The 15594-nt window shown below is 70.3% G+C and carries 13 protein-coding genes; 4 read left to right on the top strand and 9 right to left on the bottom strand.

What is annotated here, in order from left to right:
- Positions 1 to 65 precede the first annotated feature (65 nt).
- Complete coding sequence (locus tag AWU67_RS07840; protein WP_067227603.1) at positions 66 to 545, top strand: GNAT family N-acetyltransferase; 480 nt, start codon at positions 66 to 68, stop codon at positions 543 to 545.
- 152 nt (positions 546 to 697) lie between these two features.
- On the opposite strand, the gene AWU67_RS07835 is transcribed toward AWU67_RS07840, so the two are convergent.
- The 4 genes from AWU67_RS07835 to AWU67_RS07820 all read right to left on the bottom strand — a co-directional run bounded on the left by AWU67_RS07835 (position 698) and on the right by AWU67_RS07820 (position 4004).
- A complete protein-coding gene (locus tag AWU67_RS07835; RefSeq protein ID WP_082716844.1) occupies positions 698 to 2002 on the bottom strand; it encodes an MFS transporter in 1305 nt (434 codons plus the stop codon).
- A 163-nt stretch (positions 2003 to 2165) separates the two neighbouring features.
- Complete coding sequence (locus AWU67_RS07830) at positions 2166 to 2600, bottom strand: nitroreductase/quinone reductase family protein (protein ID WP_067227601.1); 435 nt, start codon at positions 2598 to 2600, stop codon at positions 2166 to 2168.
- Between the two features lie 99 nt (positions 2601 to 2699).
- Positions 2700 to 3200, bottom strand: a complete 501-nt coding sequence (locus AWU67_RS07825; RefSeq protein ID WP_067227598.1) for an O-acetyl-ADP-ribose deacetylase — start codon at positions 3198 to 3200, stop codon at positions 2700 to 2702.
- Between the two features lie 45 nt (positions 3201 to 3245).
- On the bottom strand, positions 3246 to 4004 hold the full coding sequence (locus AWU67_RS07820; protein WP_067227596.1) for an AfsR/SARP family transcriptional regulator: 759 nt from the start codon (positions 4002 to 4004) through the stop codon (positions 3246 to 3248).
- A 49-nt stretch (positions 4005 to 4053) separates the two neighbouring features.
- Here AWU67_RS07820 and AWU67_RS16935 point away from each other — a divergent pair, with 49 nt between their 5' ends.
- Both AWU67_RS16935 and AWU67_RS07815 read left to right on the top strand, forming a co-directional pair.
- The gene (locus AWU67_RS16935) at positions 4054 to 4212 is read left to right on the top strand and encodes a DUF1059 domain-containing protein (RefSeq protein ID WP_160329733.1); all 159 of its coding nucleotides are present in this window, start codon (positions 4054 to 4056) and stop codon (positions 4210 to 4212) included.
- A gap of 45 nt (positions 4213 to 4257) precedes the next feature.
- Complete coding sequence (locus AWU67_RS07815; protein ID WP_067227594.1) at positions 4258 to 5265, top strand: sulfurtransferase; 1008 nt, start codon at positions 4258 to 4260, stop codon at positions 5263 to 5265.
- Positions 5266 to 5280: 15 nt separating this feature from the next.
- Here the strand turns inward: AWU67_RS07815 and AWU67_RS07810 are convergent, their stop codons facing one another.
- A complete protein-coding gene (locus AWU67_RS07810) occupies positions 5281 to 6780 on the bottom strand; it encodes a S8 family serine peptidase (protein WP_067227592.1) in 1500 nt (499 codons plus the stop codon).
- A gap of 161 nt (positions 6781 to 6941) precedes the next feature.
- Complete coding sequence (locus tag AWU67_RS07805) at positions 6942 to 7358, bottom strand: DUF1622 domain-containing protein (protein ID WP_082716842.1); 417 nt, start codon at positions 7356 to 7358, stop codon at positions 6942 to 6944.
- 154 nt (positions 7359 to 7512) lie between these two features.
- On the opposite strand from AWU67_RS07805, the gene metH reads away from it, so the two are divergent.
- On the top strand, positions 7513 to 11112 hold the full coding sequence (gene metH, locus AWU67_RS07800; protein WP_067232349.1) for a methionine synthase: 3600 nt from the start codon (positions 7513 to 7515) through the stop codon (positions 11110 to 11112).
- 1118 nt (positions 11113 to 12230) lie between these two features.
- On the opposite strand, the gene AWU67_RS07795 is transcribed toward metH, so the two are convergent.
- The 3 genes from AWU67_RS07795 to AWU67_RS07785 are packed head-to-tail and all read right to left on the bottom strand — an operon-like array spanning position 12231 to position 15592.
- Positions 12231 to 13055, bottom strand: a complete 825-nt coding sequence (locus tag AWU67_RS07795; RefSeq protein WP_067227590.1) for an ECF transporter S component — start codon at positions 13053 to 13055, stop codon at positions 12231 to 12233.
- Complete coding sequence (locus AWU67_RS07790; protein WP_067227587.1) at positions 13052 to 15043, bottom strand: ATP-binding cassette domain-containing protein; 1992 nt, start codon at positions 15041 to 15043, stop codon at positions 13052 to 13054. The genes AWU67_RS07795 and AWU67_RS07790 overlap by 4 nt, the downstream gene beginning before the upstream one ends.
- A complete protein-coding gene (locus tag AWU67_RS07785) occupies positions 15044 to 15592 on the bottom strand; it encodes a hypothetical protein (protein WP_067227585.1) in 549 nt (182 codons plus the stop codon). It abuts the gene before it with no gap.
- Between the last annotated feature and the right edge of the window lie 2 nt (positions 15593 to 15594).

The raw sequence follows: 15594 nt of genomic DNA, 5'->3' as shown, positions 1-15594 counted from the left end.
GCGCTCCTTCGACCTGGGCCCCCGGGGCGGAGTTCCGTTCAGGGCGGCGCCGCTACGCTGAAAGCATGAGTGTTTTGCGTCCAGCCACCGAGTCCGACATCACCGAGATCCTGCGTTTGATCGTCGAGTTGGCGGTGTACGAGAAGGAGCCGGATGCCGTCGTCACCACCGAGGAGTCACTGCGCACGGCGCTGTTCGGCGAGACCCCGATGGTCTTCGCCAACGTGATCGACGGTGAGCAGCCGGGCGAGCTGGCCGGCATGGCCATCTGGTACCTGACGTTCTCCACCTGGGAGGGCGTGCACGGCATCCACCTGGAAGACCTCTACGTCAGCCCCCAGTACCGTGGCAGCGGTTACGGCAAGGCGCTGCTCTTGCACCTCGCCGGTCTCTGCACCGAGCGCGGCTACGCCCGTCTGGAGTGGGACGTGCTCGACTGGAACGAGCCGGCCATCGGCTTCTACCGCTCACTCGGCGCGGTCGGCCTCGACGAGTGGACCCGTTTCCGCATGGACGGCCTGGCGCTGGCCGCAGCCGCCGCCTAAGCCACCACCGCCCGACACCGGCGCCTGCGCCATCCATTCGCCACAAAACGTGCCACACCCCGCGGGTCGGCACGTTTTGTGGCGAGTCGATTCAGGCAGGCCTGGTGGACCGGGGCCGAGAGGGCGCACGGACGGGCCGCGCGCCGCCGCACTCAGCGGGTCGGCTGGCGCGAGCTGATCACCCAGTTCGCCACACCTGCACCGAACACGACCACGGCGGCGCAGAGCGGCGTGAGCAGCGCAAGCTGCGCGCCGGAGCCCTCGGCGATGAGCCCCACGATCGCCGACGCGGAGGCCTGGCCCACGGTGATGGCCGAGCCGGCGATCGTCATGGCCGTCGCGGAGCGGCCGCGCGGCGTGCGTGCGGCGACGAGCGCGTATGCCGTCACCAGGGTGGGGCCGACGCCGATGCCGGCGAGGGCGAGTGCCAGGATCATGATCGGGATGGTGGTCGCGAAGGTCGCGACGATCGCCCCTGCCACGAGCGCGCTCGAGAACACGAGCCAGCGGGCACGCAGCGAGAAGCGGGTCGAGAATGCGGCCACGCTGAGCGCGAGGATCGCCGAGCCGATGCCCATCACGCCGTAGAGCACGCCGGCCTCTTCGGCCTGTGCGACCTCGCCCATGAACGCGATGAGCGCGGTGAGCATCGCGCCGAAGAAGAGTCCCATGCCGAGCACGCCCAGCACGACAACCAGCATCGGGGCGCGCAGCAGCTCGCGCAGGGGAGCCCGGTCGACCACAGCACCGGCGTGGCCGTCGACGGCGCGCGAGCTCTTGTGGAAGGCGAAGGCGGTCGTGAACACGAGCGTCAGGAGCGCAGCGCCGATGATCGGTGCCGCCGGGTTCAAAGTCGTCGCGAGCAGGCCCACGATGACCGGTCCGAACACGAAGACGATCTCATCGGCCGCCGACTCGTAGGCCATGGTGCCATTCAGCGTCTTCGCCCGGACTCTGAGGGGAAGCCGCGTCTGGATGATGCCGACCATGCGGCTGCGTGACAGCGGCGACACCTGCGGTGCGGTCGCGCCGATCAGGAACGCGACGCCGAGCAGCGCGATGTCTGGCACCGGCGCGAACGCTGCCCACGCGAAGGCGAGCAGTGCGAGGCTGTTGCCGATCGCGGCAACGAGTACGACGCTGCGCTGCCCGAAGCGGTCAACGGCCATGCCGAGCACCGGGCCGAGCAGCGCCGTACCGAGCCCGACGGCGGCGGAGGTGAGGCCGCCGAGCGCGATCGAGCCGCGCGCGGCCACGACGAGGGTCATCACACCGACCACCATCATCGCGAATGGCATGCGCGCAATGAAGGCGATGGGGAAGTACGACAGGCCCGCGGCCTGGATCAACCGGGTCGGCTGCGCGCCGGACCGTGCGGTATCCGGCTGCGCGGTTTCTGTCTGCGAAACCGCCTCGACCGCCGGTTCCGCCTCGAGTTGGTTGTCGGATGCTGCCACGATTGCCCTCTTCCCGGCGGCTGTGCCGCGACGGTTCGTGCCGCCGTTTTCGCCGGGGAGCGAATGGTAGATACACCTCTAATACGCGTCGTTCCGCGAACGACGCACCTCCCCATGCTACGACAGAGCCACCTGAGACGCCCCGGGGAGGATCGTTCGGGGCTCAGCCCGTGACAGTGTGGCGCTCCAACGCCAGCACCGGGATCACCCGGGTCGTGAGCTGCTCGTACCCTGCGAATGCCGGATTGGCGGCGACGAACAGTGGCCAGGCGGCGTCCCGCTCGGCCCGGGGCAGCTCGCGCGCGTGCACCTGCACGGTGCCGTCATCCGGCGTCTCAATCGTCAGATCGGGGTGTGCGAGCAGGTTGTAGTACCAGCCGGGATTCTGCGGGGAGCCGCTGCGGGACGCCGCGACCAGCCAGGTGTTGTCGTCACGGTGGATGCCGGTCACCGGCGTCACCCGCTCGATGCCGCTGTGAGCGCCGCGCTGGTGCATCAGCACCAACCGCCGCCCGAAGCCAGCGGTGGAGACTGTGCCGTTGTTCGCACGGAACTCGTCGATGATGGTTTGGGTCCAGTCCTGGCGTCGCTCGGACATGATGGCTCCTTCCGCAGTGCAGAGCTGCTCGTACTGTGAGCGTGTGCCGACGCGCTGGGGATAACGTGAGAGCGCGCTGGGGGCCCGGTGTGTGATCGTCTACGCGGCCAGCTGTTGCAGCACGGCGTCATAGCTGTTGCGGGAGAACGCCACGAGGCGCACGTCGTCGAGCTGCGTCGTCGCACCGGTGATGGCCTCCACCGCCGCGGCGATCGCGTCGTCGAGCGGCCAGCCGTAGACGCCCGCGCTGATCAGCGGGAACGCGATGCTGCGCGCGCCGAGCTCACCGGCGATCTCCAGCGCGCGCCGATAGCAGCTCAGCAGCAGCGCACGATCGCGCTGCCCGGCCGCGTAGTTTGGGCCGACGGTGTGGATCACCCAGCGGGCGGGCAACTCACCGGCCGTCGTCCAGCCGGCGTCGCCCGTCGCCAGGCCGTTGGGGAAGCGTGCGATGCAGTCACGCAGGATCGCCGGGCCGCCTGCGCGATGGATGGCTCCGTCGACCCCGCCCCCGCCGCGCATGGCGTTGTTCGCGGCGTTGACGATCGCATCGACCTGCTGCGTGGTGATGTCTCCGAGCACGGGGGTGATGACGTTCACGTGCCCAGTCTGCCAGCGGGGGCCGGCCGCCGCGAGCCGTGCCCCTCACCCCCGATTCAGTGCCGTGTAAACCGCCTGGCTCGCCGCGCTCGGAGACACTCCGAGCTCGTCGCGCAGCAGCGAGTGCAGCTCGGCATAGACGCCGAGCGCCTCGGCCGAGTTGCCCTGCCGGTCGAGCGCGCGCATGAGCAGCTGGTACCCGCTTTCCCGCAGCGGTGCCAGGTGCACCAGCCGGCGGCCAGAGCGCACCGCGGCCGGCAGCTCGGTTCCGCCGATGCCCAGGGTCGCGGCCGCGTACGCCTCCAGCGCGCGGAGGTGCAGCTCGACCATGCCCGCCCGGTACTCGTCGATCCACTCGGCCTCCTCACCGGGCAAGAACTCCCGTTCGGTGATGATGAGCGCCGCAACGGATGGCCCCCAGGCGCCGTGCCACTGGCCGAGCGCGATCTGGGACTCGGCGCGGTGCACCGTGCGAACCGCGTCCTCGACGTCGACGCGGGCCCCCGCATCCAGTCTCAGCCGGAGCGCGGAATGTCCCTCCAGACGGTTGTCGCCGAGGATCTTGCGCAGTTTGGAGAGCAACGGGTTGAGGCCGGATGCCGCAGGCGCCGCGGCATCCTCCGGCCAGACCGCCGCGGCCAGCTCAGCCCGGCTGGCGAACCGATGCCGGTTGAGCACCAGGAAGGCAAACAGCACGCGCCCCTGCCGGCCGGGCAGACCGCCGTCGATGCGCCGGCCGTCGAGCTCGACGAGCGTCGCACCACAGAGCTGAATTCTCGTCGGTGTCGCCGACGCCAATGTCACACCAACATTCTCGCAATAGTGTGCGACTACAGCTATGAGAGAAGGCACGATGTCACGAATCATCAGATGCGAATGCGGCTACGTCGCTCGAGGTGAGAGCGAGGGCGACGTCATCCGAAACATCCGCGGCCACATGGCGACCGATCATCCTGCCCTGCTGGAGAAGGTGACGCAGGAAGACCTGCTCGCCTGGATCCAGATTGAGTGAGCGGCCGACCGCGCGAACAGCCGACCGCCGGAGCGGAGGCGTGTGATGAATGCAACACTGAGCGACACCAGACGGGGAGGCATCGAGACCGAGGCTGGGCGAGACGCCCGGCGCCGGGCCGAGGTGCTCGCCCGGCCGGACTGGCTGGAGCGGCATCTTGCGGATCCGCTGGTCCGCGTGGTCGAGGTCGACGTGAACGGACGCGCCTTCGCCGAGGGACACATTGCCGGCGCGGTGCTCTGGGACGTGTACATCGACCTGAAAGACGGCGAGTACCGGCTGCGCGACGCGGCCGCCGTGGAGGCGCTGCTGGCCCGGTCGGGGATCGCGGCCGAGTCGACCGTCGTGTTCTACGGCTATGCACCGGCGATCGGCTTCTGGCTGCTCAAGCTCTACGGGCACCGGGACGCACGAATCTTGGACTGCTCTCGTGGAACGTGGGTCGCCGAGGGGCGGCCGTGGGGCGCTGAGGCAGTGCCAGAAGACGAGGAGCCCGCGCCGGCCGGCTACCCGGTTCCCGCGCCTGATGCTCGGCTCCGGGTTGACGCCGACGAGGTGGCGCAGATGATCGATGACCCGGATGCGACGATCCTCGACATGCGCACCCGCCTCGAGTTCGACGGTGAGCGGTTCTGGCCATCAGGTGGCTTCGAGCCCGGCGGGCGGGCTGGCCACATTCCGTCGGCCGTGAACCTGCCGCTGGCCGGGCATCTCGACGAGGAGGGGCGATTCCGACCGAGCGGGGAGCTCCGGGCGCTGTTCGAGTCGGCACTCCCGCGTGGCGGGGGGCCCAGCCGAGTGGCGGTCACGTACTGCACGATCGGAGCGCGGGCCTGCATGGCCTGGTTCATTCTCACCTCGCTGCTGGGCGAGGAGGGCGTGCGTGTGTATGACGGCGGCTGGGCCGAGTGGGGACTGATCCCGGGAGTGCAGGTCGAGGGGAGGCGCTGGTTCAGTCGACGGATGCCGCGCGTTGACGCCGTGCGGGCCCCGAGACGCAGCTGGGGCGTGCCGGCCATCGCCGACACGCCCCAGAGTGCTCCTCAGTTCTGATCAGAGCTGACTAGTTCACTTCACCGCAGCGAGTGCGTTGACCAGCCCCTCGCCGAAGAACCCGTTCTTCGCCGCCGGGCCGGTGCACTGCGCCGATCCGGTCGGGCAGGCGACGTCGGTGGCCTGTGCGTAGAGCACATCGCCGAGGCCGAGTCCGGAGTACTCCGGGTGCACCGACTTCAACAGGGCGGCGACGCCGGCGACGTGCGGCGAGGCCATCGAGGTTCCGGACGAGGTGCCGTAGCCGCCGCCCGCAACGGTCGACAGGATCGACGAGCCGGGGGCCGCGATGTCGACGACGTTCAGGCCGTAGTTCGAGAAGCTCGACTTGGCGCCCGTCGACGTGGTGGAGGAGACAGTCACGACGCCGTCGAGTTCGGCGGGGATGTCGTGGCATCCGGTGTTCACCGGACGGGTGATCGGCACCGTGTCATTCGGGCTGCCCGAGTCGACGGTCTTGTTGGCGAGGTCCAGCGCCGAGTTGCCGGCTGCGGCGACGTTCAGCACGCCCTTGCCCTGCGAGTACTGCACGGCGCGGTTCACCGCGACCTTCACGGCACTCTGGTCGGCGTTGTTGTCACACCAGAACTCCCACGGGTCGATGTAGTAGCTGTTGTTCGTGATGTCTGCGCCAGTCTTGGTTGCGTGCATGAATCCGCAGATCGCTGCCTCCGGGTAGATGAATCCGTCGTCATTGACGACCTTCACCGCAGACACGCGCACGTTCGGCGCGACACCGACGATGCCGATGCCGTTGCGGGCCGCGGCGATCGTGCCCGCGACGTGCGTGCCGTGCGAGCTGGTCGTCGGCTGCCACGACTCGTAGCTGCTGTCGGCCACACCGCTCAGGCAGCTCGCCGAGAGGCTCGCGTCGATGTTCGCCGCCAGGTCGGGGTGGTCGCCCTGGATGCCGGAGTCAATCACGGCGACGAGCACGTCGCGGCTGCCGTCGGTGATCTCGTGTGCGGCGACCGCGCCGATCGCCGCCATGTCCCACTGACGGCTCTCCGACGGGTCGGGGACGACGTTGACCTCGGCCTCGACGCCGATGTCCTTGGTCTGCTTCGCGGCACGGCCGTGGCCGGACTCGCCGGGTGCCAGCGGATCGCTCACCCCGAAGGTCGGGTCGGTGGCCGCAACGGGGGCGGTGCGCGTCGCGCCGACGGAGAGAACGGCTTTCTCACGCGCAACGGATGCGGCGAACGCGGCGTTGTCCGACTGCGCGATCACGACGCCGATCTCGGCGTACGACTCGATGACGGTGCCGCCGGCCGCGGCGACCGCACGCTCGACCTTGAGCGTCTGGCCGCGGTTCACAATGCGCACGTTGACGGCGTAGTTCATGAGCGGGCCGGGACTCGCCTCCACCGCGGGCGTCTTCGCTGCGGGGTAGGGTGCGGCCGAGGCGACGCCGGGCACGAGCACCGCGGCGCCGAGCGCCACCGAGATCGCGAGTCCGGCGGTGAGCGCTCGCTTCCGCAAACGGCGGCTGGTGGTTGTACGGAGGTTGGACATCGTTCTCCTCAATTCATGAGGGCTCGATCGCGCATCAGGGTGAATCACACTCTGCAGCTTCGATCAGGCCCGTTCCTGGTTCCGAAGCCTATGAAGGAGCTGAGAACGCCGATAGTCGACATTAAGGGGGACACCCCCCGCTCGGGGGTAGCAGGGCGTGGTCAGTCGGCGGATGCCGCGCGCGGAGGCGATGCGGGCGGCGAGGCAGGAGGCGGCGTGAGACCCGGCGTCTCGGCATCCGCAGCCTTGCTCTGCCACGGCCAGCGCCCACTGACCTCGAGCTCGAGTGAGAAACTCAGGAACGTGCGGATCAGCACGATGCCGCCCAACACGGCCACGCTCTCCAGCGTGGGGGTCAGCGCCACCGTCTTGATGATGTCGGCCGCGACGAGCAGCTCGAGCCCGAGCAAGATCGAGCGGCCGAGGGAACGGCGGAACGGAAGGTAGACGGCGCCTTCGCGGCGCAGCAGCGTGCGGAGAGCGATCACCGTGGCGATGATCGCCCCGATCACGATGACCGCGACACCGACGAAGTCGATGGCGATGCCGACGGCCTCGATGAATCCGTAGAAGTCCATGCCCCTTGCTACACCGCGCGGGGCCGCGGGGCAAGGGGGCGGCACACAACGTCACGCGTGCTCCGGCGCGGCCGTGGCTCGCTACGCTGGGCGGGTGACTGACGCAACGCTGCCCACCGAGACCCCCGCGAGCACCGATTTCGCGAGCGCTGATCTGGGGAGCACCGACATTTCGGCGGCGGTCCGCCCGGCGCGCGCCCAGGCCCTGCTCGACGCGCTCGCCTCCCGCGTCGTCATCGCCGACGGCGCGATGGGCACCATGCTGCAGGAGCACGAGCCGACGCTCGAGGACTACCAGCAGCTCGAGGGCTGCAACGAGATCCTCAACATCAGCCGCCCCGACATGATCGGCGCCATCCACGACGCCTACTTCGAGACCGGCATCGACGCCGTCGAGACCAACACCTTCGGCGCGAACTGGTCGAACCTCTCCGACTACAACATCGACGACCGCATCGAGGAGCTCGCGCACGCCGGCGCCGCGATCGCGCGGCAGCGGGCAGAGGTCTGGCAGGCCCGCGACGGCCGACTGCGTTGGGTGCTCGGCTCGATGGGCCCCGGCACCAAGCTGCCGAGCCTCGGTCACACGACGTATGCGCACCTCAAGGCGACGTTCGCCGAGCAGGCGCTTGGCCTGATCCGCGGCGGGGCGGACGCCTTCCTGATCGAGACCTCGCAGGACCTGCTGCAGACCAAGTCGGCGGTCAACGGATGCCGGGCGGCCATTGCCGCCAGCGGCATCCGCCTGCCCATCTTCGTCGAGGTGACCGTCGAGACAACGGGCACCATGCTGATGGGCAGTGAGATCGGTGCGGCGCTAACCGCGCTCGAACCGCTCGGCATTGACGCGATCGGACTCAACTGCGCCACCGGCCCCGCCGAGATGAGCGAGCACCTGCGCCACCTCTCCAAATTCGCCACCGTTCCCGTGATGTGCATGCCGAACGCCGGCCTGCCGGTGCTCGGCGCGAACGGGGCCAGCTACCCGCTCACGCCGCTTGAGCTGGCGACCGCGCACGAGCAGTTCGTCAAGGAGTTCGGCCTGGGCCTGATCGGCGGATGCTGCGGCACCACTCCCGCGCACATGCGGGCCGTTGTCGAGCGGCTGCAGGGCGCTGCCCCTGCGGTGCGTGCGCTGGAGAGCGACCCGGGCGTCGCCAGCCTGTACCAGCACGTCAGCTTCGAGCAGGAGAACTCGTACCTCTCTATCGGAGAGCGCACCAACGCGAACGGCTCCCGTGCTTTCCGTGAGGCGATGCTCGACGGCCGCTGGGATGACTGCGTCGATATCGCCCGCAACCAGGTGCGCGACGGTGCCAACATGCTCGATGTCTGTACCGACTACGTCGGCCGCGACGGCGTGGAGGACATGCGCTCCATCGTCTCCCGGCTGGCCAGCGCCTCCACGCTGCCGCTCGAGATCGACTCCACCGAGCCGGCCGTGCTGCAGGCCGGCCTCGAGCTGATCGGCGGGCGCCCCGTCGTCAACTCGGTCAACTTCGAAGACGGCGAGGGTGGCACCAGCCGCTTCGCCCGCATCATGCCGCTCGTCAAGGAGCACGGCGCCGCCGTCATCGCCCTGACGATCGACGAGCAGGGCCAGGCCCGCACCACCGAGACGAAGGTCGCCATCGCCTCCCGGCTGGTCGACACCCTCGTCGACGAGTGGGGCATGCGGGTCGAAGACATCATCGTCGACGCCCTCACCTTCCCCATCGCCACGGGTCAGGAGGAGACCCGGCGCGACGCCATCGAGACGATCGAGGCGATCCGCCAGATCACCGCCAAATACCCGGGAATCAACACCACCCTCGGCGTCTCCAACGTCTCCTTCGGGTTGAACCCCGCCGCCCGCTCGGTGCTGAACTCGGTGTTCCTGCACGAGGCCGTCGAGGCGGGCCTCACCAGCGCCATCGTCGACGCCGCGAAGATCGTGCCACTGGCATCCGTGCCGGAAGACCGCCGCAAGGTCGCCCTCGACCTCGTCTGGGACCGCCGCGAGTACGACGCCGACGGCACCCTCGTCTACGACCCGCTCTCGACCATGCTCGACCTGTTCGCCGGGGTGGATGCCGCCGCGCTCAAAGACCAGCGGGCCGCCGAGCTGGCCGCACTGCCGGTGGGCGAGCGGCTGGAACGCCGCATCATCGACGGCGAGGGCAAGGGGCTGGAGGCCGACCTCGACTTGGCCCGTGCCGGCGGGGCGAGCGCCATCGACATCATCAACCTGCACCTGCTGGAGGGCATGAAGGTCGTCGGGGAGCGCTTCGGCGCCGGCGAGATGCAGCTGCCGTTCGTGCTGCAGTCTGCCGAGGTGATGAAGAACGCGGTCGCCCTGCTCGAGCCGCACATGGAGAAGACGGATGCCGCAGGCAAGGGCACCATGGTGATCGGCACCGTGCGCGGCGACGTGCATGACATCGGCAAGAACCTGGTCGACATCATCCTCTCGAACAACGGCTACACGGTCGTCAACATCGGCATCAAGCAGACCATCAACGAGTTCATCGCCGCCGCCGAGGAGCACAACGCCGACGTCATCGGCATGAGCGGACTGCTCGTGAAGTCCACCGTCGTGATGAAGGAGAACCTGCTCGAGCTGCAGAGCCGCGGTTTCGCGAAGCGCTGGCCGATCATCCTCGGCGGTGCCGCCCTCACCCGCAGCTACGTCGAGGACGACCTCGACGCGCTCTTCGACGGCACGGTGCGTTACGCCCGCGACGCCTTCGAGGGGCTCGCACTGATGGAGCCGCTCGTGGCCATCGCCCGCGGCGCCGATCCGGACAGCGTCGGCCTGCCCGCGCTGAAGAAGCGCATCCACCGGCAGAGCCAGCTGATCGTGACGGAGCCGGAGGACCTGCCGGCCCGGTCGGATGTCGCAGTGGACAACGCGGTGCCGGTGCCGCCGTTCTGGGGCACCCGCATCGTCAAGGGCATCGCACTGGCCGAGTACTCGGCGTTCCTCGACGAGCGGGCGACGTTCCTCGGCCAGTGGGGGCTGAAGCCGGGCCGCGGCGACGACGGTGCCAGCTACCAGGAGCTCGTCGACACCGAGGGGCGGCCGCGGCTGCGCTACTGGCTCGACCGCATTCTCGCCGAGGGCATGCTCGACGCCTCCGTCGCCTACGGCTACTTCCCGGTGGTCGCCGACGGCAACGACATGGTCGTGCTTCACCACGGGGACGACGACGCCGGACTGCTCGGCACTGCCGGACTGCTCGCACCGGACGGCGGCTCCGGGGGAGCGGTCGGCACAGAGCGGCTGCGCTTCACCTTCCCGCGGCAGCGCCGGGACCGGCACCTGTGCCTCTCCGACTTCGTGCGCGGACAGGACACCGGGCAGGTCGACGTCGTCGCCGTGCAACTTGTGACCGCCGGCCAGCGGGTCAGCGAGACGACCTCGAAGCTGTTCGCCGCGAACAAGTACCGCGACTACTTGGAGCTGAACGGCCTCGCCATGCAGCTGACCGAGGCCCTCGCCGAGTACTGGCACTCGCGCGTGCGCGCCGAGCTGGGGCTGGCAAGCGAGGAGCCGACGGATGTCGCCGGGCTGTTCAAGCTGGAGTACCGCGGTGCCCGCTTCTCTCTCGGCTACCCGGCTTGCCCCGACATGGAGGACCGCCGCAAGGTCGTCGAGCTGCTGAAGCCGGAGCGGATGGGCGTCGTGCTCTCGGAGGAGCTGCAGCTGCACCCGGAGCAGTCAACCGACGCCTTCGTCTTCCACCACCCGGAGGCCAAGTACTTCTCGGTGTAGCGCCGCCGCCTCGTTGGCTCGAGGGAGCGCCAGCGACCGAAGCCAACATCTGGGGCCAGCCAGTTCCCGTTACCTCCGGGGCTTCGGGGGCTGCGCTGCTCCTTCGTCGCGGCGCGGCCCCCTCCAGCCGACGTGCGGGAGGCGGAGCGCTAGCGACCGAAGCCAACGCCGTGCGCCCTGCCGTGCCCTTCCCGTTGGTCGAGTAGGCGCGCCAGCGCCGTATCGAGACCTCGCGCCCGGGTCTCGATACGCTCGTTCCTCGCTACTCGACCAACGGGTGCTGCAGTCTCCCGCGCGCTCCGGGGCTTCGGTCGCTCGTTCCTCGCTCCCTCCAGCCGACGTGGGGGGAGGCGGAGCGCCAGCGACCGAAGCCAACACCGTGCGCCCTGCCGTGCCCTTCCCGTTGGTCGAGTAGGCGCGCCAGCGCCGTATCGAGACCTCGCAACCTGGTCTCGATACGCTCGTTCCTCGCTACTCGACCAGCGGGTGCTGCAGTCTCCCGCGCACTCCGGGGCTTCGGTCGCTCGTTCCTCGCTTCCTCGAGCCGACGTGGGATCTCCCGTTGGCTCGAGGGAGCGCCAGCGACCGAAGCCAACACCGTGCGCCCTGCCGCGCCTTCCCGTTGGTCGAGTAGGCGCGCCAGCGCCGTATCGAGACCTCGCGCCCTGGTCTCGATACGCTCGTTCCTCGCTACTCGACCAGCGGGTGCTGCAGTCTCCCGCGCACTCCGGGGCTTCGGTCGCTCGTTCCTCGCTCCCTCGAGCCGGCGTGGTTTCTCCCGTTGGCTTGAGGGAGCGCCAGCGACCGAAGCCGACTCCGTGCGCCCTGCCGTGCCCTTCCCGTTGGTCGAGTAGGCGCGCCAGCGCCGTATCGAGACCTCGCAATCTGGTCTCGATACGCTCGTTCCTCGCTACTCGACCAGCGGGTGCTGCAGTCTCCCGCGCACTCCGGGGCTTCGGTCGCTCGTTCCTCGCTTCCTCGAGCCGACGTGGGGGGAGGCGGAGCGCCAGCGACTGAAGCCAACAGCGCCTGCATGGCCATCCCCGTTGGTCGAGTAGGCGCGCCAGCGCCGTATCGAGACCTCGCTACTCGACCAACGGGTATGGTCGAGGCTCGGCTCAGCGCGCGGCGGGCAGCTTCGCGCGGCGGAGGGCGGCCAGCAGCGCCGGGCCGAGCGCGGCCAACCCCACCACGGTGGTGACGGCCCGCACAGTGTCCCAGGTGAGCGTCGAGCTCAGCAGTGAGTACAACGCGAACGAGGCCAGGTTCGTGCCGAGCGGCGCGCCCGCCTCATAGGAGATGTCGGTGCCCGCGCCGACCGCGAACGGCCAGAACCAGAGGTTCATAATGAGGCCGAACAGGTAGGAGGCGACGATGCCGTAGCCGGCGAGCATGACGATCTCGAGGCGTCCGGCCCGCTTCACGGCGGCCAGCGCGCTGCGGGCGGATGTCGCATCCGCGGCCCCGTCAGTGCGCACGCGCGGGCGGATGCGCGGCAGCAGCCCTGCTCCGGCGGCCACCCAGGCGCAGGCGAACATCTGGAACGGCGTCCACGGCCCGAAGCCGCCCCAGAGCAGCGACGACACAGCGATGGTGAGCAGCCCGAGCAAGAAGCCGAAGCGGGCTCCGTAGGCGCGTCCAGCCAAGATCAGCACGATGAACACCGCCTCAAGGCCGCCGACCCCGGCGCCGGCGATGCGGATGCCCGCACCGATCGCGGCGAGCACGCCGAGCAGGGCGACGGCCTTCGCCGAGTGCATCTCACGGTCCAGAGCCAGCGCGACGGCCGCGATCGCCGCGGGCACCAACGCGACCGCCACGAACGGCGCCGCCCGTTGGGCGTCGGCCGGAACGGCGCTGGCCAGCAGCGGCCAGGCAAAGCCCGCGAACGCCAGCACGCTGCCGGTGGTGAGGGCGAGCGCGGTCCAGACGGAGCGGTTCATCGCAGCACCGCCGAATCCGCGGCCTGCAGGCGGCCCCTCGCGATGCTCAGCTGGCGCAACGCGTAGTCGCCGGCGAACCCGTTGTCATGTGTCGCGAACAAGACGGCCCGCGCGCCCGCCGGGCCCCCCGACCGTGCCGCGTGGCGCAGCGCCTCGCCGACCATCCGCCGCGTCTCGGCATCGAGGCCGCGCGACGGTTCGTCGACGAGCAGGACGGCGGGGTTGCCCGCCAGCTGGATCGCCAGGGCCAGGCAGAGCTGTTGCCCGGCCGAGAGGTCACGCGGATGCCGGAGCAGCAGGTCCGTGTGGCCCGGCGCCCCGGCGGCCTGCCCGAGCAGCCGGGCCAGGGTCACGTCGGTCGGCACGGCGGGGGAGTCGGCGCGGTCCGCACGGCGGCACTCGGCCGCCACGGTGGTGTGGAAGAACAGCTCATCCACGCGCTCCGGCACGAGGGCGAGGCGCCGTCTGCGCTGTCGCGGGGCGAGCGTCGAGACGTCGTCACCGGCGACGAACACCGTGTTGGCGGCATCCGCCAACGCCAGGGCGAGCAGCAGGCTCGACTTGCCCGCGCCGTTCGGGCCACCGAGCGCGACCAACTCGCCTGCGGCGAGATCGAAGCTCACCGCATCGACAACGGTGGCGCCGTCGTGGGCGACGCTGAGACCGCGCACCTGGGCAAGCGGATGCGACGGCTCATCGGTCTGGTCGAGCGCAGCGGGTGCCGCCACCCGATCAGCGGGAGCGGGCGCCCCCGTCACCTGCACCCGCCCGCCGTCGATCTGCAGCCACTGGTCGGCAACCGGCCGCCACAGCTCGCTCTGGTGCTCGGCGACGATCACGGCGACACCGTTTTGCCTGGCCAAACGCGTGAGCGCGGCGCTCACTGTCGCCCGGGCGGCAGTGTCGAGCTCGGCGAGCGGCTCGTCGACGAGCAACAGTTGGGGCCCGGCGACCGTGGCGGCGGCGATGGCGACGAGGGTCGCCTCGCCGGTGGAGAGCGCGGCGATGTCGCGGCCCAGCAGGTGCTCGATCGCCAGCAGTGCGGCAGCGTCGTGCACGCCGCGCTGCACCTCCGCGGGGCTGGCGCCCTGCACGGCCAGCGCGAAACCGATCTCCTCGCGCACCGTCGCGGCGGCGAAGCCGAGGCGCACATTCTGCGCGACCGAGCCGACGAGCGCGGCGGTCTCGCGCGGGGGCGTCTTCGCCCGGTCGATGCCGGCGATCTCGATGCGCCCGCGCTGCTGCCCGCCGTCGAAGTGCTGGAACAGCCCGTCCAGGCCGCGCAGCAGGCTGGACTTTCCCGCGCCGGTCGGGCCGACGAGCACTGTAAAGGTACCGGCGGTAATAGTGAAGCTCATTCCCGAAAGCGTCCAGCCGCCGTCGTGCCCGAGCGCGGCATCCGTCAACTCGGCGACAACCGCGGTGCCGGCATCCGGCTGAGGGGCGGCGCCTGCGGCCGTGTCGGCGGGCCGCGGATGCCGCGCCGCGAAGCCGCGCACCTCCATCGACGCGGCGAGGGCGAGCGCTCGCTCGACGGTCTGCTCGAACACCGGCACGAGCAGCGCGGCGCCGCCTCGCTCGCCGCGGAGCGCCGCCGCCCGGCGGGCGCGGCGCACGGACTGCGCGAGCGCCGGCGCGGTCGACCAGGCGATGACGAGGGAGCGGCTGATGGCCCGGAGTGGGCCGCGGGTCGAGCCGTGAACGAACAGCCGGCGCACGTCGACGACGGCGTTGACGACCCCGAACGCGAGGATGACGGCCGCGAACGGCAGCGCACTGACGGCGGCGTTGGCGAGCCCGCCCGTCGTGATCGGGCCGAACAGCGCGACGTGGGCGAACGGCCCGGCGAGGGGGATGCGGGGCAGGTCGAGCAGCAGGATGCCGCCGCCGCCCGCCCCGCCGAAGATGACGCGGTAGACCACGCGGGTCGCGACGAACACGGCGGCAACGAGTGCCGCCGTGCGCAGCGCGCCCGCGTGGAAGCGCACCTAGTCCGCCGCGGGGGGCTGCGGCTCGGTGCCGGAGCCGGTGGTGTAGACGAGTCCGACGCTCTGGCCGGGCTCGGACTTCAGCGTGGCGAGGCCCTCCATGGCGAACTCCCAGTCGGCCTCAGGGGCTGGCTTCACCCAGAGCGCCCAGAAGGCGTAGGCCGGCGACATGGCGCTGCACGGCTCGGTGAACGGCGCTTCGCCCGGCACGGTGACGGTCTCGTCGGCGGCAGGGCGACCATCGACCCGGCAGACGACGGCGTCGCCGTAGTCGGCGTTGCCCTCTGTCGCCACGCCGGCCGCTGCGATCGCATCGGCGGAGGCGATCGGGGCGCTCGCGTCGATGCACTCGGTGACGGACGGGGAGTCGAGGATGCCGAAGTCGACGACGACCTCGACGCCGGAACAGCTGGCGTCTGTGCCCGAATCGGACCCGGCGGCGCTGCTTGCTGCGGGGGTGCTCGGCTCAGGAGCGGCATCTGCTCCGGCGGCGCAACCGCTCAGCAGCAGGGCGCCGATAACGGCCGCGGAAAGGAGGGGGATTCTCATGC

Origin of the sequence: Microterricola viridarii (assembly GCF_001542775.1) — a bacterium.
Lineage (GTDB): Bacteria > Actinomycetota > Actinomycetes > Actinomycetales > Microbacteriaceae > Microterricola > Microterricola viridarii_A.
The sequence above is the reverse complement of the archived record's forward strand: the minus strand, read 5'-3'. Positions and strand labels throughout refer to the sequence as shown.